General features: G+C 71.2%; 21 protein-coding genes. 15 read left to right on the top strand and 6 right to left on the bottom strand.

Annotated features, from left to right (window positions below; translation table 11 throughout):
• Positions 1-130 precede the first annotated feature (130 nt).
• Positions 131-1,297, bottom strand: coding sequence for a pyridoxal phosphate-dependent aminotransferase (locus ABT360_RS28435; RefSeq protein ID WP_351822486.1), 1,167 nt, complete (start codon positions 1,295-1,297; stop codon positions 131-133).
• A gap of 116 nt (positions 1,298-1,413) precedes the next feature.
• Here ABT360_RS28435 and ABT360_RS28430 point away from each other — a divergent pair, with 116 nt between their 5' ends.
• From ABT360_RS28430 to ABT360_RS28360, 15 genes are all read left to right on the top strand, one after another.
• Positions 1,414-1,647 (top strand): hypothetical protein, encoded by a 234-nt coding sequence (locus tag ABT360_RS28430; protein ID WP_351822483.1) that lies wholly within the window; start codon positions 1,414-1,416, stop codon positions 1,645-1,647.
• Between the two features lie 635 nt (positions 1,648-2,282).
• Positions 2,283-2,801, top strand: a complete 519-nt coding sequence (locus tag ABT360_RS28425; RefSeq protein WP_351822481.1) for a DUF2617 family protein — start codon at positions 2,283-2,285, stop codon at positions 2,799-2,801.
• Between the two features lie 54 nt (positions 2,802-2,855).
• Positions 2,856-4,442, top strand: coding sequence for a polyamine aminopropyltransferase (locus tag ABT360_RS28420; protein ID WP_444852339.1), 1,587 nt, complete (start codon positions 2,856-2,858; stop codon positions 4,440-4,442).
• Positions 4,443-4,503: 61 nt separating this feature from the next.
• Positions 4,504-5,373: an SRPBCC domain-containing protein gene (locus ABT360_RS28415; protein ID WP_351822478.1), complete on the top strand. Its 870-nt coding sequence runs from the start codon at positions 4,504-4,506 to the stop codon at positions 5,371-5,373.
• A gap of 21 nt (positions 5,374-5,394) precedes the next feature.
• Positions 5,395-6,189, top strand: coding sequence for an aldose epimerase family protein (locus tag ABT360_RS28410; protein WP_351822475.1), 795 nt, complete (start codon positions 5,395-5,397; stop codon positions 6,187-6,189).
• Between the two features lie 24 nt (positions 6,190-6,213).
• Positions 6,214-6,762: an orotate phosphoribosyltransferase gene (gene pyrE, locus ABT360_RS28405; protein WP_351822472.1), complete on the top strand. Its 549-nt coding sequence runs from the start codon at positions 6,214-6,216 to the stop codon at positions 6,760-6,762.
• A gap of 119 nt (positions 6,763-6,881) precedes the next feature.
• A complete protein-coding gene (fbaA, locus tag ABT360_RS28400) occupies positions 6,882-7,970 on the top strand; it encodes a class II fructose-bisphosphate aldolase (RefSeq protein ID WP_351822469.1) in 1,089 nt (362 codons plus the stop codon).
• Between the two features lie 76 nt (positions 7,971-8,046).
• Entirely contained in the window at positions 8,047-8,460 is a 414-nt protein-coding gene (locus tag ABT360_RS28395) for a DUF3151 domain-containing protein (RefSeq protein ID WP_351822466.1), read from the top strand.
• Between the two features lie 279 nt (positions 8,461-8,739).
• Positions 8,740-8,985 (top strand): DUF3152 domain-containing protein, encoded by a 246-nt coding sequence (locus tag ABT360_RS28390; RefSeq protein ID WP_444852338.1) that lies wholly within the window; start codon positions 8,740-8,742, stop codon positions 8,983-8,985.
• 109 nt (positions 8,986-9,094) lie between these two features.
• Positions 9,095-9,940 carry a tryptophan 2,3-dioxygenase family protein gene (locus tag ABT360_RS28385; protein WP_351822463.1) on the top strand — a complete coding sequence of 282 codons (846 nt, stop codon included), beginning with the start codon at positions 9,095-9,097 and terminating at the stop codon, positions 9,938-9,940.
• Positions 9,933-11,135, top strand: a complete 1,203-nt coding sequence (kynU, locus tag ABT360_RS28380; protein WP_351822459.1) for a kynureninase — start codon at positions 9,933-9,935, stop codon at positions 11,133-11,135. Before ABT360_RS28385 ends, kynU begins: the two co-directional genes overlap by 8 nt.
• A gap of 90 nt (positions 11,136-11,225) precedes the next feature.
• Complete coding sequence (locus ABT360_RS28375; RefSeq protein WP_351822456.1) at positions 11,226-12,092, top strand: alpha/beta hydrolase family protein; 867 nt, start codon at positions 11,226-11,228, stop codon at positions 12,090-12,092.
• 263 nt (positions 12,093-12,355) lie between these two features.
• Positions 12,356-13,597 (top strand): sensor histidine kinase, encoded by a 1,242-nt coding sequence (locus ABT360_RS28370; RefSeq protein WP_351822520.1) that lies wholly within the window; start codon positions 12,356-12,358, stop codon positions 13,595-13,597.
• The gene (locus tag ABT360_RS28365; protein ID WP_351822454.1) at positions 13,594-14,253 is read left to right on the top strand and encodes a response regulator transcription factor; all 660 of its coding nucleotides are present in this window, start codon (positions 13,594-13,596) and stop codon (positions 14,251-14,253) included. Before ABT360_RS28370 ends, ABT360_RS28365 begins: the two co-directional genes overlap by 4 nt.
• Before the next feature lie 20 nt (positions 14,254-14,273).
• Positions 14,274-15,473, top strand: coding sequence for a cytochrome P450 (locus ABT360_RS28360; protein WP_351822451.1), 1,200 nt, complete (start codon positions 14,274-14,276; stop codon positions 15,471-15,473).
• A gap of 115 nt (positions 15,474-15,588) precedes the next feature.
• Here ABT360_RS28360 and ABT360_RS28355 read toward each other — a convergent pair whose 3' ends face one another.
• The 5 genes from ABT360_RS28355 to ABT360_RS28335 form a co-directional block, all read right to left on the bottom strand.
• Complete coding sequence (locus ABT360_RS28355; protein WP_351822448.1) at positions 15,589-16,629, bottom strand: LysR family transcriptional regulator; 1,041 nt, start codon at positions 16,627-16,629, stop codon at positions 15,589-15,591.
• A 117-nt stretch (positions 16,630-16,746) separates the two neighbouring features.
• Complete coding sequence (locus tag ABT360_RS28350; RefSeq protein ID WP_351822445.1) at positions 16,747-17,415, bottom strand: type 1 glutamine amidotransferase domain-containing protein; 669 nt, start codon at positions 17,413-17,415, stop codon at positions 16,747-16,749.
• A 19-nt stretch (positions 17,416-17,434) separates the two neighbouring features.
• Positions 17,435-18,166: an HAD family hydrolase gene (locus ABT360_RS28345; protein ID WP_351822442.1), complete on the bottom strand. Its 732-nt coding sequence runs from the start codon at positions 18,164-18,166 to the stop codon at positions 17,435-17,437.
• A 144-nt stretch (positions 18,167-18,310) separates the two neighbouring features.
• The gene (locus ABT360_RS28340; protein WP_351822439.1) at positions 18,311-18,868 is read right to left on the bottom strand and encodes a type 1 glutamine amidotransferase domain-containing protein; all 558 of its coding nucleotides are present in this window, start codon (positions 18,866-18,868) and stop codon (positions 18,311-18,313) included.
• A 37-nt stretch (positions 18,869-18,905) separates the two neighbouring features.
• Positions 18,906-19,685 carry a cupin domain-containing protein gene (locus tag ABT360_RS28335; RefSeq protein ID WP_351822436.1) on the bottom strand — a complete coding sequence of 260 codons (780 nt, stop codon included), beginning with the start codon at positions 19,683-19,685 and terminating at the stop codon, positions 18,906-18,908.
• Positions 19,686-19,818 lie beyond the last annotated feature (133 nt).

Raw genomic sequence — 19,818 nt, 5'->3', positions numbered from 1 at the left:
CGCGTGGACGGTCACCCCGACCTTGGGCGCCGCCCGCCCCCGCCGCGACCCCTGGCAGCCCGCCCGGGTGGTCCCGCCCGCCGGGCCCCGGCCCGCGCGCGTGTCGCCGTGACAGCGCGGCCGCCGGACGCTAAAGGCTTGCGAGCCGCTTCACGGCGTCCTGGAGCACCTCGGTCCGCTTGCAGAACGCGAACCGTACGAACGGCGCGCCCTGATCGCGGTGGTCGTAGAAGACCGCGTGGGGGATGGCGACGACACCGCAGCGGCCGGGCAGCGCGCGGCAGAACTCGATGCCGTCGCGCTCGCCGAGCGGGCGGATGTCGGTGGTGATGAAGTAGGTTCCCTGCGGCCGGAACACCTCGAAGCCCGCCTGCGCCAGCCCGTCGGCGAGCAGGTCCCGCTTGGCGCGCAGGTCGTCGCGGAGGCCGGTGAAGTACGCCGGGGGGAGGCGCAGCGCCTCGGCGATGGCGTACTGGAACGGTCCGGCGGAGACGTAGGTCAGGTACTGCTTCGCCGAACGGACGGCGGTGGTCAGTTCGGGCGTGGCGGTGACCCAGCCGACCTTCCAGCCCGTGAACGAGAACGTCTTCCCCGCACTCGAAATGGTGATGGTGCGCTCGCGCATGCCGGGGAACGTGGCAATGGGGATGTGCTCGGCGTCGTCGAAGACGAGGTGCTCGTACACCTCGTCGGTGATGACGAGCAGGTCGCGTTCGACGGCGAGCGCGGCGATGGCGGCCAGTTCCTCGCGGGTGAGGACGGTGCCGGTGGGGTTGTGCGGGGTGTTGAGCAGGATGAGGCGGGTGCGGTCGGTGACGGCGGCCCGCAGCTCGTCCAGGTCGAGGACGAACCGGCCGCCGTGCGGGCGGAGGGTGACGGGGACGCGGGTGCCGCCCGCCATGGCGACGCACGCGGCGTACGAGTCGTAGTAGGGCTCCAGCGCGATCACCTCGTCCCCCGGCTCCACCAGCGCGAGCAGGGCGGCCGCGATCGCCTCGGTGGCACCCGCTGTGACCAGGACCTCCGCGTCGGGGTCGTACGCCAGGCCGTACCGCTCTCGCTGGTGGTCGGCGACGGCGGTGCGCAGCTCGGGGATGCCGGGACCGGGCGGGTACTGGTTGCCCCTGCCGTCCCGGACGGCCCGCACGGCCGCCTCGGCGATCCGGTCGGGGCCGTCGGTGTCGGGGAAGCCCTGGCCCAGGTTGACCGAGCCGGTGGAGACGGCGAGGGCGGACATCTCCGCGAAGATCGTCGTTCCGAACTCGGCGAGTCGGCGGTTGAGCGGCGGTCGTTTCATGGCGGCCATCCTGGGCCGAAGCTCTGGAGTTGCTCAAGTGTGCTTTGCGGCGTGATCACCGGGGGGATCTCCCTGCCACACATCCGGAGCATCCGAAGCAAAGGCAGGTGGGGGCCATGATCGAGGCAGGGGTCTTCGAGGCGTTCTTCTTTCTGGTGGTCGTCGCCATCGTGGTGGGCGTGGTCCGGTCGGTGATCACAGGCGGCACCCGGAGGAAGAGCCGCGGCAGCTGGTGGGCGGGAGACTCGTCCTCCTCCTCGTCGTCCTCCTCTTCCTCGTCCTCGAGCTGGTGGTCGTGCGGAGGCGGCTCCAGCTCCTCGTGCGGAGGCGGTTCGTCCTCCTGCAGCTGAACCTCTGGACTTCCTCAATTCGGATTGGGAGGGGTGGGAGCGGGGGCATCCCCCTGTCACGTACGACACGGGGGATGGTGATGCACATGGAGATGGGCCTGATCGCTGCCGGTCTGATCATTGTGGTGGGGTTCCTCATCGCGGTCGGTGCGGCAGGCGGGGGGAGGAGCCGGCGCCGCTCGCGATCGGCCTCCGGCGGTTTCGCCGGCGGCGGTTGGTGGGGCGGAGACGGGGGTGGTTCGTCCTGCGGGGGAGGGGGGTCCTCCTGCGGAGGCGGTGGCGGTGGGGGTGGATGTGGTGGCGGAGGCAGCTGACACGGGGCAGCCGGTCCGCGACCACGACAGGGCGCCTGGCGGTGAACTTCCGCCGGGCGCCTTGCCGTTGGCATTTTTGTGGGAGCGCGCGGTCGGTTCCTTTTGAACAGTTGAACCGGCAGGCCCCCCAGGGGATGGAAACCACGTCAAGTTGGGTAAAAACGCTGTGAGTGAACCGCAGTTCATGATTCCCTCGCTGTCGAAAACATCCAGCCCTCGGACCTCGTGTGTGGATTTCGCGACGGAGATCCCCCAGTCCCCGTGAACGTCTTCCGGGACGCCCCCGGTCCACCCGTCAAACCATGTTTGCGGAGCCGACCCATGCTCACGACGCTCAAGACCGCCTACACCGACACGCGCGCCGCCGACCTGGCCTGGGCGCTGGGCCGGGAGGCGCTGCCCGCTCTGGCCGTGCTCGATCTCGAACTGTCCGGCGCCACGCTCCAGCTGAGACTCCTCGGCGCATCGCACCAGGTCCTGCTGGAGGAGGAGCGGGGCAGCTGTTCGGAGACCGTCGCCTGCATGCCGGGCAGCAGCACGCCGCTGCCGCTCGGTGTGGCGAAGCGGATCGGCGCGTGGGATTACGAGTTCGCCGCACGCGTCGAGACGCTGTCCGAGGGGTCGTTCGCCGGCCGCGCGCAGGAGCTGCTGGCGCTCGTCGCCGACCATCCGAACGGTCTCGCCGGCACGTTCCCCGGCTCCCCCCACGCCTTCACGGCCATGCTCGCGCAGCGGCACGAGGGGCAGGTGCGGTGGCGCACATGGCACGCGTACCCGCAAGAGGGGCAGTTGGTCGTCACCAGGACCAGCGTGGGCGTGCGTATGCACGCACCTCTCTAGTTACACCCGTGTGGGTGACAATTGGTCATTGAGGTGTGACGTAGCGTTATTGGCGTGATCGAAGCGCCGCACGTCTCCATCGCCGTGCCGCCCGTCCAGGGGGGCCCGACGCCGCCGCCCGTGCGGCAGCGGGCGGGGCGCTTCCTGGTGCTGGCCACGGTGTTCGTCTGCGCGGCATGCGGGCTGGTGTATGAGCTGGAGCTGGTCGCGCTCGCCGCCTATCTGATCGGGGACTCCGTCAAACAGGCGTCCGTCGTCCTGTCCGTGATGGTCTTCGCGATGGGCGTGGGCTCCCTCCTGGCGAAACGGCTGCGCTGCCGGGCGGCCGTCGGCTTCGGGCTGCTGGAGGCCGCGCTCGCGCTGGTCGGCGGCTGCTCGGCCCTCGTCCTGTACGCCACGTTCGCCTGGATCGGCGAGTCGCGGTACGCGCTGGTGGGGTTCTCGTTCGCCATCGGGGTGCTCATCGGGGCGGAGATACCGCTGCTGATGACGCTGATCCAGCGCATCTCGCGGCGGGCCGAGCAGGACGCGGGCGGGACGGTCGCGGACCTGTTCGCCGCCGATTACGTGGGGGCGCTCGTCGGGGGGCTGGCGTTCCCGTTCCTGCTGCTGCCGTGGCTGGGGCAGCTGACGAGTGCGCTGCTCACCGGGGCGGTCAACGCGGTGGCGGGCGGGGCGCTGGTGCTGTGGCTGTTCGGGCGGGACCTGACCGCGCGTGCGCGGTGGCTGCTGGTCGCCGCCAATGTGGCGGTGCTGGGGGTGCTGGCGACGGCGACGGTCCTGGCCGACGACTTCGAGCGTTCGGTGCGGCGGGCGGTGTACGGGGAGCGGGTGCGTGTCGCCGTGCAGACGGACGTCCAGGAGGTGGTGCTGACGGGCGGGCCGGACGAGCCGCCGGAGCTGTTCCTGGACGGGCGGCTGCGGGTCAGCGGGCGCGACGAGCACCGGTACCACCGGGCGCTGGTGCACCCGGCGATGCACGGGCCGCACGCGCGCGTGCTGGTCCTGGGCGGGGGCGACGGGCTGGCGGTCCGGGAGGTCCTCCGCCACGGCGGCGTGGAGTCGGTGACGGTCGTCGAGCTCGACCCGGGCGTGGTGCGGCTCGCCCGGCACGACCTCGCCCTGGCCCGGCTGAACGGGCACGTTTACGGCGACCCGAGGGTGCGGGTGGTGCACGGGGACGCGTTCGCCCGGCTGCGGGAGGCGGCGGCGACGGGAGCGGCGTACGACGTGGTGATCTCCGACCTGCCGGACCCGGGCATCACGGCCAGCACGAAGCTGTACTCGGCGGAGTTCTACGGCCTGGCCGGGCGGGTCCTCGCCGACGGCGGGCGCCTCGCGGTGCACGCGGGGCCCATGGCGTCGCGGCCGCACACGTTCTGGACGGTGGACGCCACGCTGCGGTCGGCCGGCTTCACGACCCGGCCGTATCGCACCACCGGGCGGCTCTCCGGCTTCGCCGCGGGCCCCGACCGGTCCACGGACAGCGGGTCGGTGCCGCGCGACTGGGGCTTCCTCCTCGCCGCGAGGGGCCAGGCACCACCGGACCCGGGCACGGTGGCGGGGGTGCGCCCGGTGACGGGACCGGGGCCGGCGGGCCTGCCACCGTCGACGCTGGTGCACCAGAGGTATGGGGAGTGACCCCTTTTGGCCTTGCGCACATGGCAGACGGGAGCGCCGGGCGTGGGTAGGCTCGGGCTTCATGGAGCATGAGGTGTTCGTTCCGGTTGACGTCGAGACCCTCCGCGCGGTGCTGGCGGACCCCGCCCGGGTCGCCCCGTGCGTGCCGGGGTTCCAGCAGGACGCGGACGCGTCGGCCGGCCCGCTCTCGGGTCGGCTGAAGGTACGGGCCGGCGGGCATTCGATCACCTACCGGGGCGCCCTGCACATCGCCGCCCAGGACGACGGTGCGTACGCCGTGGAGGGTGAGGGCACGGAGGTGCGCGGCACCGGCTCGGCGAAGCTGGCCCTGACGGTACGTCTGTCGCCGGTGGACGGCGGCTCGACGCTGCGCTTCACCGGGACGACGCGTGCCGACGGCCGGCTGGCGGAGCTGCCGGACGACGCGGGGATCTCGGCGGCACACCGCCTGCTGGACCGTTTCGCCGAATCGCTCGCGGCGACCGCGGCGACTCCTCCCGACACCTCCGGTGCCTCCGCCGCCGACCAGCGCGTCGACGTCGTCGCGTACGAGGACGTCGACGACGGCACCGACGACCAGGACGTCGACGACGACGGGGTGGACCAGGGCGCGGAGAGCGCCGAGTCGGTGTTCGACGCCCCCGTACCGCCGCCGTCGCTGGACCCCCTCGCCGAGGCCGAGTTCGAGGTGCCCGACATCCCCGGCGGGGCGTTGCCCGACGCGGGCGTCGAGGCGGCGCACGCCCGGCGCACGATGATCGGGCGCAGTGCCGAGGAGGTCGACCACGCGCCGCCGCGCGGCCGGTACGCGCCCACGCCCGGTCCGGAGACGGCGTCGGCGACCGCCACGCTGCGGTGGCTCGCCCCGGCCGCCGCGTTCGCCCTCGCCTCCGCGGTGGTGGTCGGACGAGCGCTGCGGCGCCGCAAGTAGTGCGCAAGTAATGTCGGTGACGTGACCAGTAGCGAACAGAGCGTCCGGCTTGTGGCCGGAGACGTCGAGCTGACGGTGCGTCCGGACAACGGTTGCCGCATCGAGAGCCTGCGGATCGACGGGACCGAACTGCTGCGGCAGGGGACCCGGTACGGCTGCTTCCCGATGGTGCCCTGGTGCGGGCGGATCGCCAACGGCCGCTTCCTCAGCGGGGCGACATGGCATCAGCTGCCACTCAACTCGCCGCCGCACGCCATTCACGGCACCGGGCGTGACGCCGTGTGGCGCACCGCCGTCGCGGACAAGGCGGAGGCGGTGTTCACCTACGACCTCGCCGACCCGTGGCCGTATCCCGGCCGGGTCACCCAGACGTTCCGGCTCACCGAGGACGCACTCACGCTCCAGCTCGGTGTCGAGACGCACGGCGACTCCTTCCCGGCCCAGGCCGGCTGGCACCCGTGGTTCAACCGGAACCTCGGTGGCGAGGACGTCACGCTGGACTTCACACCCGAGTGGCAGGAGGAACGGGGCGGGGACCACCTGCCCACCGGCCGCCGGATCGCGCCCACGCCCGGCCCCTGGGACGACTGCTTCGGGATGCCGGACGGGGTGGACGTCACCCTCACCTGGCCCGGGCAGCTGGAGCTGAAGGTGACCAGCCGGGCCCCCTGGGTCGTCGTGTACGACGAGCAGGAGGCAGCGGTCTGCGTGGAGCCCCAGTCGGGCCCGCCGAACGGCCTCAACACCGCCCCTCACCTGGTGACGCCGATCGAGCCGCTGGAGATCGCCGCGACGTTCGCCTGGCGCAGGCTCTAGCGGGGCGGCTTTAAGCTCGTGGGCATGACTGACGTTCGAGCCGATCTGCTCCAGCAGATCAAGGACAAGGCCGTGGTGCACGGCAAGGTGACCCTCTCCTCGGGTCTGGAGGCCGACTACTACGTCGATCTGCGCCGGATCACCCTGGACGGGGTGGCCTCGCCGCTCGTCGGTCAGGTGATGCTCGATCTGACCGCCGACCTCGACTTCGACGCCGTCGGCGGCCTCACCCTGGGCGCCGACCCGGTCGCGACGGCCATGCTGCACGCCGCCGCCGCGCACGGCCGGACGCTGGACGCCTTCGTCGTACGCAAGGCCGCCAAGGCGCACGGCATGCAGCGCCGCGTCGAGGGACCGGACATCAAGGGCCGCCGGGTCCTGGTGGTGGAGGACACCTCCACCACCGGTAGCTCGCCGCTGACCGCCGTGGAGGCGGTGCGTGAAGCCGGCGCCGAGGTGGTGGCCGTGGCGACGATCGTGGACCGGGCGACCGGTGCGGCGGAGAAGATCAGCCAGACGGCCGGGGTGCCGTACCTGTACGCGTACGCGCTGGACGAGCTGGGCCTGGCCTGAGCGCTACCAGGGCTGACCTGGGTTTTTGTCGAGGGGCGGATGGTTTCACGTGAAACGGTCCGCCCCTTGTGCTACGCGGGGTGGAGCCCGGGGTTGAGTCTGGAAAGATAGGTGCGACGATGACGTCGCCCCCAGGTCAGGGATCAGCAACGCTACGCAACCGCCAGATCACAAGGAGCGGACAGATGCCCATCGCAACCCCCGAGATCTACAACGAGATGCTCGACCGGGCGAAGGCAGGCAAGTTCGCCTACCCGGCCATCAACGTCACCTCGTCGCAGACTCTGCACGCCGCCCTGCGTGGTTTCGCCGAGGCAGAGAGCGACGGCATCATCCAGATCTCGACCGGTGGTGCGGAGTTCCTGGGCGGCCAGTACAGCAAGGACATGGTGACCGGCGCGGTCGCCCTGGCCGAGTTCGCGCACATCGTCGCCGCGAAGTACGACGTCACCATCGCCCTGCACACCGACCACTGCCCGAAGGACAAGCTGGACGGCTACGTACGTCCGCTGCTCGACATCTCCGCCGAGCGCGTCGCCAAGGGTGAGAACCCGCTGTTCCAGTCGCACATGTGGGACGGCTCCGCCGAGACCCTCGCCGACAACCTGGCCATCGGCCAGGAGCTGCTCGCCAAGGCCGCCGCCGCCAAGATCATCCTCGAGGTCGAGATCACCCCGACCGGTGGCGAGGAGGACGGCGTCAGCCACGAGATCAACGACGAGCTGTACACCACCGTCGACGACGCGATCCGCACCGCCGAGGCGCTCGGCCTGGGCGAGAAGGGCCGCTACCTGCTGGCCGCCTCCTTCGGCAACGTCCACGGCGTCTACAAGCCGGGCAACGTGGTGCTCCGCCCCGAACTGCTCAAGGACCTCCAGCAGGGCGTCGCCGAGCGCTTCGGCAAGGCCGACCCGTTCGACTTCGTCTTCCACGGCGGCTCCGGCTCCACGGCCGAGGAGATCGCCACCGCGCTGGAGAACGGCGTCGTGAAGATGAACCTCGACACCGACACCCAGTACGCCTTCACCCGTCCGGTCGCGGACCACATGTTCAAGAACTACGACGGTGTGCTGAAGGTCGACGGCGAGGTCGGCTCCAAGAAGACCTACGACCCGCGGACCTGGGGCAAGCTCGCCGAGGCGAGCATGGCCAAGCGTGTCACCGAGGCGTGCGCGGCGCTGCGCTCGACCGGTACCAAGCTGAAGTAACACCCTGATCGCACCCTGATCGTCCGACACGGGCCCGGCATCGCATCCGCGGTGCCGGGCCTGTGACACTGGTGGCATGGGTATCCACGAAAACCTCCTGGGCGGACCGCCCCCCACCCACCTGCCCGACGACCCCGAGCCGCGTGAGCTGCTCGCGAGCGGCGCGGCACCCGCGGACGTCGCCGCGAAGTACCCCTCCTCCTCGCTGGCCTGGGCCCAGCTCGCGGACGACGCGTTCGAGGCCGACCGGGTCGTCGAGTCGTACGCGTACGCCCGGACCGGCTACCACCGGGGCCTGGACGCCCTGCGCCGCAGCGGCTGGAAGGGCCATGGCCCGGTGCCGTGGGAGCACGAGCCGAACCGCGGCTTCCTCCGCGCCCTGAACGCCCTGGCGCGCGCCGCCCAGGCGATCGGTGAGCACGAGGAGTACGAGCGGTGCTCGACCTTCCTCCGTGACTCCTCGCCCCTGGCGGCGGAGACCCTGGGCTGACCCAGGGCCCCTCGCGCTGAGGCCCGCCCACCCGGACTGGTTCCTTCCAGTCCGGGTGAGGCGGGTCGGGGCTCCGCCGCCGACCGGGGTGCCTCAGCCTCCCCGCGCGCCGACCGCATCGCCCCGCCCCGGCGGGACCGGCCCGATACGGCCGTTCCCTCGACCGGCCCCGGCACCTTCACCACCGCCCGGTCCACCGGCGCCAGGGTCGGCTCGGGCACCCCGCGCCGCTACAGCGTCCAGGTCGAGGACGGCATCGAGACGGCCGACGGTGTCGTCGTGAACCTCGAGCGCTGGATGCTCGGCTCGCCCACCTTCGCCGGCCCGCCCGCCGAGTACCGGCACCTGATCATCAACCACGAGGTCGGGCACGAGATCGGCATCCGCCGGCACCTGGGCTGCGGCGGCCCGGGAAGGCCCGCACCGGTGATGATGCAGCAGATCAAGGGCCTGGAAGGCTGCACCTCCCACGCATGGCCTTATGACACCGCCGGCCGGTACATCGAAGGACCGCTCGTGTCATGATGCGACTGGGACCACGCGCACAGCCGGTGGTCCCGAGGGGACCGGGGCTCCACCACTGGATGGGAAGGGGCAGACCGCTACCCGGTAGCACGCATTGATGGAGACAGCGATGTCTACTTCCCCCGATGCCTCCGCGCCCGGTTCGGACACCCCGAACCTGGAGTACACAGGCACGACGCCGTACGAGGACTACGTCCAGGCGGACGTCCTCACCCACCTCCAGCACCCGCTCTCGGACGATCCGGGAGAGATGGTCTTCCTGGTGACGACCCAGGTCATGGAGCTGTGGTTCACCGTGATCGTCCACGAGTGGGAGACCGCGAGCCGCGCCCTGCGCGAGGACCGCATCCCCGTGGCGATGGACGCGCTGGAGCGCTCCGTACGCGAACTGGAGGCGCTGAACGCCTCCTGGAAGCCGCTCGCCCGGCTCACGCCCGCCCAGTTCAACTCCTACCGCGGCGCTCTCGGCGAGGGCTCCGGGTTCCAGTCGGCGATGTACCGGCGGCTGGAGTTCCTGCTCGGTGACAAGTCCGCGTCCATGCTGGTGCCGCACCGGGGCGCGCCGCGCGTCCACGCGGAGCTGGAGAAGGCCCTGCACGAGCCGAGCCTGTACGACGAGGTGCTGCGGCTCCTGGCCCGGCGCGGGCACCCGGTACCGGACAGCGTCCTCAAGCGCGACCTGTCGCAGAAGTACGAGCCGTCGCAGGCGGTCGAGGAGATCTGGGCGCGGATCTATGCGAACCCGGACGAGAACGACGAACTGGTCCGGCTCGGCGAGGCGTTGACGGACGTCGGCGAGCTGGTGTGGCGATGGCGCAACGACCACCTGGTGGCGACGCGGCGCGCGATGGGCTCCAAGACGGGCACGGCCGGATCGGCCGGAGTGGCCTGGCTGGAGAAGCGGGCCCGCAAGAACGTGTTCCCCGAGGTGTGGACGGCGCGCAGCCATGTCTGACGGCCTCATAGCGAAGGCGGCGTCGCTGGACGCCCGGGACCAACTGGCCAAGCGGCGCGAGCTGTTCGCGCTCGACGACGGTGTGGTGTACCTGGACGGCAACTCGCTCGGCGCGCTGCCCCGCCACGTACCGGACCGGATGGCCGACGTGATCACCCGTGAGTGGGGCGAGCTGCGCATCCGCTCCTGGGACGAGAGCGGCTGGTGGACCGCGCCGGAGCGGATCGGCGACCGGATCGCGCCGCTCGTCGGCGCGGCACCCGGCCAGGTGGTGGTCGGTGACTCCACGAGCGTCAATGTCTTCAAGGCGCTGGTGGGCGCGGTACGGCTGGCCTCCCCCGAGCGGGACGAGATCGTGGTGGACGCCACGACGTTCCCCACGGACGGGTACATCGCCGAGTCGGCCGCCCGGCTGACCGGCAAGCGGCTGGTGGCCGCCGCCCCCGATGGCGTACCGGACGCGGTCGGCCCGCGGACGGCCGCCGCGCTCGTCAACCACGTCGACTACCGCACGGGCCGGCTGCACGACCTGCCGGGCATCACCGCGGCCGTCCACGCGGCGGGCGCCCTGGCCGTGTGGGACCTGTGCCACAGCGCGGGCGCCCTGCCGGTCGGCCTGGACGCGCACGGCGTGGACCTGGCGGTCGGCTGCACGTACAAGTACCTCAACGGCGGCCCCGGCGCGCCCGCCTTCCTGTACGTCGCCGAGCGCCACCTGCCGGGCTTCGACTCCCCGCTGCCCGGCTGGAACTCGCACGCCGACCCCTTCGCGATGACGCCCGGGTACGCGGCGGCGGAGGGCGCGGTGCGCGGGCGCGTCGGCACGCCCGACATCCTGTCCATGCTGGCGCTGGAGGCGTCGCTGGACGTGTGGGACGGGGTGCCCATCGAGGCGGTACGGGCCAAGAGCCTGGCCCTGACGGACTTCTTCCTGGAGTGCGTCGAGGCCCACGTACCCGCGGGCCGGGTCACTTCGGTCACGCCGGAGGCGCACGGGGAGAGGGGCAGCCAGGTGAGCCTGCGCTGCGCCGAGGCCCACGCGGTGATGAAGGAGCTGATCGCGCGGGGCGTGGTCGGCGACCTGCGCCGGCCCGACGTGCTGCGGTTCGGTTTCACCCCGCTGTACGTCTCCTTCGCGGACGCGGAGCGTGCGGCACGCGTTCTCGCGGACGTTCTTTCGGAGTCCACGGGCTGACGTTCGGGACCTGATCTGCGGGGGCGCCAGTCCTGGTACCGTCCCCGCAGGTCAGGCCAATTCGGCCTCGTCACCGAAAGGTTGAGCACCATGCCCGACCCCGCCGCGCGCGACGCCGCCGAGGAAGCGTCGGCCCTGTCGCATCCGGCCGTCGACCCGGACTCCACCGCTTCGTACGGTGCACACCCGGACCAGGTCGTGGACTTCTACGCCCCTCGCGGGGGTGACCGCGCGCCGCTCGTCGTCGTGCTGCACGGCGGTGCGTGGCGGGCGCCGTACGACCGGCGGCACATCACCCCTTTCGTGGACTATCTGGCCCGGCGCGGTTTCGCCGTCGCCAACGTGGAGTACCGGCGGGGCAGGGACATCCCGGGGCAGGGCGGCGGCGGTCCCGTCGCCGGGCGGTGGCCGGAGACGTTCGACGACGTCGCCGCCGCGCTGGACGCGCTGCCCGGCCTGGCGCGTACGCACCTGCCGCAGGGCGACCCGCGCCGCACGGTCCTCACCGGCCACTCCGCGGGCGGGCACCTGGCGCTGTGGGCGGCCGCCCGGCACGTCCTGCCGGCCGGGGCGCGGTGGAGGCTGGACGCCCCGCCCCCGCTGCGGGGGGTCGTCGCGCTGGCGCCCATCGCGCACTTCGAGCGGGCGGTGGAGCTGGACGTCTGCGGGGGCGCGGTGAGCCAGCTGCTCGGCGACGGTGCCGACGCCGAGGCGCGCGCGGAGTGCGCCGACCCCGCCGTACTGCTCCCGACCGGGATCGCCACCGCGGTGGTCCAGGGCCGTGAGGACACCGTCGTACCGCAGGCCGTCGCCGAGGCGTACGTGGACGCGGCGGCGAAGGCGGGCGAGATGGTCGGGCTGACGCTGCTGGACGGCGTCGGGCACTTCCCCCTGATCGACCCGGCGGCGGACGCGTGCGCGGTGGTCGCGGAGGAGATCGCGCAACTGGCCTGGTAGCCCAGGACGGGATCCGGCCGCCAGGCTCCGTGACCACGTGCACCGCATGTCCGCGGCGGAGGCGGTCGAGCGGTGGCGGGCGGCGGGCCGCCCGCCGTCGCACGGTGGGCGCAGGATCACGCCGGGGCGTTCCGCTCCAGGTCAGCGCCGTAGTACTCCAGGGGGACGCGGAAGGATCCGCATCCAAGGTGACGACCGCGTCCCCGTCCTTGCTTACCGTTGCTGACGTGACCGACACCAAGACCCGCAGTCCGGAGTACCGGATGGCTCACGGCATGTTCATGGGCATGCGCCGCGAGCTCCTCGACGACGCCTTCGCCTATCGGCTGCTCCCGCCCATGGGCACCGACGGCCCCGTGACCAGGCGGCTGCCGCGGTTCATACGCGACTACGTGGCCTGGTTCCCGCACGCCCTCGTGGTGGGCGCCGCTCTGATCGTCCTGGCCGTCGGATACTCCGACGGCCGGCCGGTCACCGGGCTCATCCCGGCCGTCGCCATCCTGCTGACCCTGGCCCGGCCCCTCGCCGCGTTCTGGCTGTCCCTGGCGACGGCCCCGTTCGTGAGCGTCATGTCCGACTACTGGGACGGCTGGCCCTGGGCCCCGACCAGCTTCATCGGCCAGCTCACCGTGATGACCGTGGTCGCGGTCCGGACCCGCCCCCGCACCGGCGCATGGATGTGGGTGCTGACCGGTGCGTTCGGCTTCTTCTGCGAGGTCTTCCTCAGCCGGGGCAGCGGCGGTACGACCGGTCCCCTGCTGGTCGTCTCCGCCCTCGTCCTGCTGGTCATCACCGTCCGGCACACCCGCCGCGAGGCGAAGGAGGAGGTCACCGCCCAGCAGACGGTCACCGCGCAGGAGCGCTCCAGGCGCACCCTCCTGGAGGAGCGCACCACCATCGCGCGCGAGCTGCACGACGTGGTCGCCCACCACATGTCGGTCGTCGCCATCCAGGCGGAGGCCGCCCCGTACCGCGTGGAGAACCCGCCGCCCGAGCTGGAGCAGGCCTTCGCCACGATCCGGGAGAACGCGGTCGCCGCGCTGACCGAGCTGCGGCGCATCCTCGGCGTCGTACGGGCCGAGGACTACGAGGCGCCCGACGCGCCGCAGCCGACGCTCGCCGACCTCGACGCCCTGATCGCCAACGTCCGCGAGGCGGGCCTGACCGTGGACGCCACGGTCACCGGCGCGGCGCGCGAGCTGCCGCAGGGCGTGGAGCTGTCCGCGTACCGGATCGTGCAGGAGGCGCTCAGCAACGTGCTGCGGCACGCGCCGGGCGCGTCGGCGAAGGTGGAGGTGTCGTACGTGCTCGGCGGGCTGGGCCTGCGGGTGGTGAACGGTCCCGCGCGAGGACTGGTCAAGGCGTCGCAGGGCGCCGGGCACGGGATCACGGGCATGCGGGAGCGGGTGGCGATGCTGGACGGCGAGATGACGGCGGAGGCGACGGAGGACGGCGGCTACGAGGTCGCCGCCTTCATCCCCGCTCAGCGGCAGGAGTCGGCATGACCATCCGCGTACTGATCGTCGACGATCAGATCATGGTCCGCGAGGGCTTCTCCGTCCTGCTGAACGCGATGCCCGACATCGAGGTCGTCGGTGAGGCCGTCAACGGCCGAGAGGCGGTCCGGCAGGTCGAGGCGCTGCGCCCGGACGTGGTGCTGATGGACATCCGGATGCCGGAGATGAACGGCATCGACGCCACCCGCGAGATCGTCGCGGCGGACGGCGACGCCAAGGTGCTGGTGCTGACGACGTTCGACCTGGACGAGTACGTGTACCAGGCGCTGCGCGCCGGGGCGTCCGGCTTCCTGCTGAAGGACGCCTCCGCGCGGCAGCTCGCGGAGGGCGTACGGGTGGTGGCGGGCGGCGAGGCGCTGCTGGCACCGACGGTCACCAAGCGCCTGATCACCGAGTTCGCCAAGACCGCCGAGTCGCCCCGCCCGCCGGCCCTCGCCCAGGTGGGCGACCTGACGGAGCGCGAGACGGAGGTCCTGGTGCTGATCGCCCAGGGCCTGTCGAACGGCGAGATCGCGTCCCGGCTCGTGGTCGCCGAGTCGACCATCAAGACGCATGTGAGCCGCATCCTGGTGAAGCTGGGACTCCGAGACCGGACGCAGGCGGCGGTGTTCGCGTACGAGGCGAGGCTGGTGACTCCGGGCTGAGCCCTGCATAAGGTCGGCGCATGGACTTCGACCCGTGGTCGCCCGCGTTCGTCGCCGACCCCTACCCCGCCTACGCCGAGCTGCGCGCCCGTGGCCGGGTGCACTGGTTCGAGCCGACCCGGCAGTACCTGGTGCCGCGCCACGCCGACGTGTCCGCGCTGCTGCGGGACCGGCGGCTGGGGCGGACGTACCTGCACCGCTTCACCCACGAGGAGTTCGGGCGCACACCGCCCCCGGCCGCGCACGAGCCGTTCCACACCCTCAACGACCACGGGATGCTGGACCTGGAGCCACCGGACCACACCCGCATCCGGCGCCTGGTGTCGAAGGCGTTCACCCCGCGTACGGTCGAGCGGCTGAGGCCCTACGTCCACCGGCTGGCGGGCGAGCTCGTCGACTCCCTGGTCGCCGAGGGCGGGGGCGACCTGCTCACGGCCGTCGCCGAGCCGCTGCCGGTCGCCGTCATCGCGGAGATGCTGGGCATCCCGGAGGCCGACCGGGCGCCGCTGCGGCCGTGGTCGGCGGACATCTGCGGGATGTACGAGCTGAACCCGGACGAGGAGACGGCCGCCCGAGCGGTCAGGGCGTCGGTGGAGTTCTCCGCGTACCTGCGGGAACTGATCGCCGAGCGGCGCACCTCGCCGGGCGAGGACCTGATCAGCGCGCTGATCGCGGCGTACGACGAGGGCGACCGGCTCAGCGAGCAGGAGATGATCTCCACCTGTGTGCTGCTGCTGAACGCCGGCCACGAGGCGACGGTGAACTCCACGGTGGGCGGCTGGTGGACGCTGTTCCAGCACCCGGAGCAGCTCGCCGCCCTGCGCGCCGGGCAGGTGGGGGTGCCCACAGCTGTGGAGGAACTGCTCCGTTACGACACCCCGCTCCAGCTCTTCGAGCGCTGGGTGCTGGACGACATCGAGATCGACGGCACCACCGTCCCGCGCGGCTCGGAGGTCGCCCTCCTCTTCGGCTCGGCCAACCGCGACGCGGCCGTCTTCGACCGCCCCGACACGCTGGACCTGTCCCGGGCGGACAACCCCCACGTCTCCTTCAGCGCGGGCATCCACTACTGCATCGGCGCCCCGCTGGCCCGTATCGAGCTCGCCGCGTCGATGGCGGCGCTGCTGGAGCGCGCGCCGACGCTCCGGCTCGTGAAGGAGCCGGAGCGGAGGCCGAACTTCGTGATCCGGGGGCTGGACGGGCTGCTCGTGGAGGTCTGAACCGTCCGGTGATCGTGGTGGCGTGAGCGCCTGGCTGATGTCCCCCGGCAGCCCGGACGATGACGACGAGCATGACGCTCCGGCCGCCCCCACGACCGGGCCCGCTGGACGCCCTTCAGGAACTTCTGGCCCTCTCCCGCTCGTGGATGGGCCCGGAAGGGTTGACCGACCCCCCGGGCGGTTCGGCAGCTCCCTCGTCGACGGTGGTCCACTTCGACGCTTCGTCGATCAGATGGCTGTGGAGTCGGGCGAGGCGCGGATCGGTGAGGGTTCCCGAACGAACCGCCAGGTGGAAGGTATTGATCGGCGGGATCGGCGGCTCCAGAAGCATCACCAGCTTGCCGGTGGCGATCTCTTCGGCGCACAGGTAGGTGGGGACGACGGAGATGCCGGCTCCGGCGACGACGGCAGAGATCACCCCGCGCAGGTCGGGGATCACGGCGGCCGGTGGCCCGGGTGGCGGGCTGTCGAAGACGCTGTCCCAGTAGCGGCGGATGATCGGCTGGTTCTCTGCGTAGGCGATCATCGGGACCTTCTCCAGCGCGCGGGCTCCGTCCACGGCGAGGCTTCCCACCGGGAGGCTGTCCGCGACCGCGGGGGAGGCGACGAGCGCGAACTCCTCGTCCGTGAGCGCGGTGCCGTCCAGGCCACGGCAGCGTGGCTGGATGATGGATACCGCCATGTCCAGGTGACCGGCCTTGAGGTCGTCGAGGAGTACGGACGATTCCGCGAGGGTGACCCTGACATCCAGTCCATCGGTGATGAGCCGCCCGAGGGAGGGCATGACGCGCGTGGTGATTAACTCTGCCGGCCCGCCGAGCCGTATCGGCCGGTTGGACGGAGAGACGTCGAAGTGTCGGTTGATCGCCGCTTTCAGTCCGGTGATAGGACCCTCGACGTCATGGGCGAGGGCTTCCCCCTCCACCGTCGGTACGGCGCCCTGTGGTGTTCGGTCGAAGAGCGCTTTGCCGAGTTCGGCTTCGAGGCCGCGGATCTGCTGGGTCACGGCAGGCTGCGTGATGCCCAGGTGCGCAGCGGCTTTGGTGAACGATCCTTCGCGATAGACGGCTATGAAAGTGTGCAGCCATCCCATTTGCATGTCGACCGGCCCCCCGTAGCCGGCAAGGGAGGTGACGCGCCCGGCGGCGTGGTTCAAACCATCCCCCGTATTTCTGACATTACCTGATCACTCTGCGTGCCGGCGGGCGGCGGCACTCAGCCGGTCCTGCGTTCTGGTGGCCCCCCGCCGGCGACGTTCTATCGGCGCCTGCCGTCAGGCGCCGGCGAACTGACGGATGGTCAGTTCGGCGACCCTGGCTGCGGAGGCCGGGTTCTGGCCAGTGACCAGGCGGCCGTCGGCCACCGCGTGTTCGGCGAAGTTCCCGGTCTTGGTGATCTTCGCCCCCTTGCCGATGAGGGCGGTTTCCAATGCGAACGGGACGACGTCGCTCAGGCCGACGGCGGCCTCCTCTTCGTTGGTGAAGGTGGACACCTGCTTACCGTCGACCAGTGGGCGCCCGTCCGGAAGGGTGATGGGGAGGAGCCCGGCGGGGCCGTGGCAGACGGCGGCGACAACACCACCCCGGTTGTAGATGTCGGCGGCGAGCTGGGCGAGTTCGGTGGCGTGCGGGAAGTCCCACATGGTGCCGTGGCCGCCGGCGTAGTAGATCGCGTCGTAGTCCTCGGCCTTCAGGGCCTGTGCCGTGGGGGTGGTGGCGAGGGCGTCGGCGTACTTGTCGAGGAATTCGGCGGAGACGGTGTCGCCTTCCTTGACGCCGTCCTTCGGCGCCGGACCGCCCTCGACGGAGACGAACGCGATGTCCCATCCAGCCTGTGCGAAGACCTGGGCGGGGTGGGCGACTTCGGGAACGTAGAAGCCGGTCTTGCGGCCGGTGTTGCCGAGCTGATCGTTGGACGTGAGAGCGAAGAGAACCTTCGGCACGGTTCGGGGTCCTTTCGGGTCAGGCCGTGAGAGCGGCCAGTTCGGGAAGGTAGATGCGGCGCTGGCGCCGCTGAATGGCCCGGTCGATGTGATCCGGGGTGTGGTAGCCCCACCAGGCCCACAAGGAGCGTGCGCCGGTGTCGCGTACGGCGAGGGCGTTGGTGATGTGGTCGTCGATGAAGGTGACGGCCTCGGGCCGGATGCCGTCGCCGGCGGCCAGGTCCAGGACGGCGGAGCGCTTGTCGGAGCATTCGCCGATCACCTCCACCACCGCGCCTTGAAGCCGGTGGTGTTCGAGGATTTCCCACACCGATCCGGCATCCTTCGCGGTGACGATCGACGTACCTCGTCCCCGGTGGCGCTCCAGCAGGTCCCGGATGCCGGGGTAGAGGGTGTGCATCGCACGCCACTCCGGGGCCTGCGCAGCGCGCAGGGCGGTGCGTACGGCGGTGGCGCCCTCGGTGAGGGCGGCGAGTCGCACCGGAGGGATACGGGCGAGGAGGGCTTCGTAGTCACCGATGGTGGTGATGCTCTCGGCCTGCGGGTCGCGGGCGACCATGAAGTCTTCCAGGAGCCGCGCGTACTTGCGTACCAGGCGGAAGCGGTTCACGAACCCCTTGGGCATGGCAGCGGCCAGCTCCTCGAGGGGTTTGAGCGCGACCTGTTCGGGGTTCTGGTCGGCGTAGTAGGTGACGATGGCGCATTCGGTGAAGGCGTCGGCGACGACGCCGTCGAAGTCGAGTATCAGCACGGGGCTCCCCCGGGGGATGGGCTTGAGTGGACGTGGCGGGGCGCCGGGATTTCCGGCCGGGGGAATCGCCTCCCGACGCCCCGCGCCCAGGTGGGTGGCAGCGCTCCCCCGGTACCTGCATCCGCTGGGTCCCGGGGGTCGGGGCTATGCCGCTGCCGCCCTGGTCTTGTCGGCCTTCTCCGCGACGGTGTCGAACACCTTGCGCATGAAGCGGCCCACGTAGGCGTAGTACGAACAGGTGATGATGTGGCCGTCCACGATCACGTCGGAGTCGACGACGTTCGCGCCGGCGTTGATGACGTCGTCCCGCAGGCCGATGTAGGCACAGGCGGTGCGGCCCTTGAGGACTCCGGCGGACACCATGATCCACGGGCCGTGGCACAGCCCGGCGACGACCTTTTCCGCACTGTCCATGGCGCGGACGAAGTCGAGGACGTTCGCGTCCTGCCGGACGCGGTCGGGGGCCTCGTGGCCGCCGGTGAGGATGACGGCGTCGTAGTTGGCGGCGTCGAGCTGCTCGAAGGCGACGAGCGGCTTGGCGGTCTTGTCCATCGGCAGCGGGATCCCGTACTTGCCGGTGACGTCGGCGCCGTTCTTGGTGGCGACGTCCACGTTCCAGCCCTCTTCCAGGAGCCGGTAGTAGGTGTAGACGACATCGTGGTCCTGGAAGCCGGGTCCGGTGATGATCACGGCGCTGGGCATGGGTGTACTCCGTTCTGGATACGGGGAAGGGCGTTGGTCAGGCGAGCGCGAGGGAGAGGTAGTACTGATCGAGCGCCGGGCGGCGGACATCGCCCTGGGCCGGAGCCAGGATGTCCACTTCGCCGGTGACGACGCCGGTCAGGCCGAGCGGGATGTGGAAGAGATCCTGCTGCTGGCGGCGGTAGAAGACGTCCATGCCGGCGCGGATGCCGAAGGCGAACTCGCCGCCGGGGGACTTCTCCCGCAGCCGGGCCTGCGGCAGGTAGGAGACGGGCTGGGCCGGGAGGTCCGGCGCCTCGGCGTGCTCGGTCTCGTAGGCGGTGTTCTCCCGCGCGTAGTTGTCGCGCAGCCGGATCAGGTCGAACTTGTTGCGCGGGGCCTCGACCTCCACCAGCCACAGCGGGCCGGGGCCGCTGCTGCGGGTGGAGTGGAACGCGCCACCGCCGATGCGCAGGATCGTGCCGGCACCGACCGGGTACTGCTCGGTGAGCGTGTCCGTCACGCCCTGCCCGAGGAGACACATCAGGTAGGTGAGCTTGCGGGGGTGGACGTGCATCGAGGTGGACTGGCCCTCGTCGATCCTCAGGTTCCACACATCGATGAAGTCGTCCACGTAGATGCGGTACTCCATGCCCCAGGGCTTGGGGATGACCTCATTGAGGTGGTCGTCGCCGTCCAGGCGCTCGTTCCCGATCCGCGAGCCCTTGCGGACGACTTCGTTGAGCGCTGAGAAGTCCCGCGGGCCCGGGTCAATCCGGACGACGTAATCGTGCTGTGGGTCTTGAGTCGTTATCTGGCCGTGCGTCAGCTCAGACATGGGTCCCCCTTCGTGGCTCGGTGTCGTCCCCGGCCGACTACGAACCTAGGGAGGCGCGGGAGCCAATCCAAATAAGAGACCGAGTGATCAGAGATAACGGCGCAGGTGACCCACAGGGCAGTGATGCCCCCCC

Origin of the sequence: Streptomyces sp. NPDC000229 (assembly GCF_040300825.1) — a bacterium.
In the GTDB taxonomy this organism is placed as follows: domain Bacteria; phylum Actinomycetota; class Actinomycetes; order Streptomycetales; family Streptomycetaceae; genus Streptomyces.
This window is presented reverse-complemented; position numbering and strand designations above follow the sequence as displayed.

Excerpts from the sequence above, each read along its gene's own strand:
- ABT360_RS28435 (WP_351822486.1), bottom strand. The coding sequence starts at position 1,297 with ATGAAACGACCGCCGCTCAACCGCCGACTCGCCGAGTTCGGAACGACG.
- ABT360_RS28430 (WP_351822483.1), top strand. The coding sequence starts at position 1,414 with ATGATCGAGGCAGGGGTCTTCGAGGCGTTCTTCTTTCTGGTGGTCGTC.
- ABT360_RS28425 (WP_351822481.1), top strand. The coding sequence starts at position 2,283 with ATGCTCACGACGCTCAAGACCGCCTACACCGACACGCGCGCCGCCGAC.
- ABT360_RS28415 (WP_351822478.1), top strand. The coding sequence starts at position 4,504 with ATGGAGCATGAGGTGTTCGTTCCGGTTGACGTCGAGACCCTCCGCGCG.
- pyrE (WP_351822472.1), top strand. The coding sequence starts at position 6,214 with ATGACTGACGTTCGAGCCGATCTGCTCCAGCAGATCAAGGACAAGGCC.
- fbaA (WP_351822469.1), top strand. The coding sequence starts at position 6,882 with ATGACGTCGCCCCCAGGTCAGGGATCAGCAACGCTACGCAACCGCCAG.
- ABT360_RS28395 (WP_351822466.1), top strand. The coding sequence starts at position 8,047 with ATGGGTATCCACGAAAACCTCCTGGGCGGACCGCCCCCCACCCACCTG.
- ABT360_RS28385 (WP_351822463.1), top strand. The coding sequence starts at position 9,095 with ATGTCTACTTCCCCCGATGCCTCCGCGCCCGGTTCGGACACCCCGAAC.
- kynU (WP_351822459.1), top strand. The coding sequence starts at position 9,933 with ATGTCTGACGGCCTCATAGCGAAGGCGGCGTCGCTGGACGCCCGGGAC.
- ABT360_RS28375 (WP_351822456.1), top strand. The coding sequence starts at position 11,226 with ATGCCCGACCCCGCCGCGCGCGACGCCGCCGAGGAAGCGTCGGCCCTG.
- ABT360_RS28370 (WP_351822520.1), top strand. The coding sequence starts at position 12,356 with ATGGCTCACGGCATGTTCATGGGCATGCGCCGCGAGCTCCTCGACGAC.
- ABT360_RS28365 (WP_351822454.1), top strand. The coding sequence starts at position 13,594 with ATGACCATCCGCGTACTGATCGTCGACGATCAGATCATGGTCCGCGAG.
- ABT360_RS28360 (WP_351822451.1), top strand. The coding sequence starts at position 14,274 with ATGGACTTCGACCCGTGGTCGCCCGCGTTCGTCGCCGACCCCTACCCC.
- ABT360_RS28340 (WP_351822439.1), bottom strand. The coding sequence starts at position 18,868 with ATGCCCAGCGCCGTGATCATCACCGGACCCGGCTTCCAGGACCACGAT.
- ABT360_RS28335 (WP_351822436.1), bottom strand. The coding sequence starts at position 19,685 with ATGTCTGAGCTGACGCACGGCCAGATAACGACTCAAGACCCACAGCAC.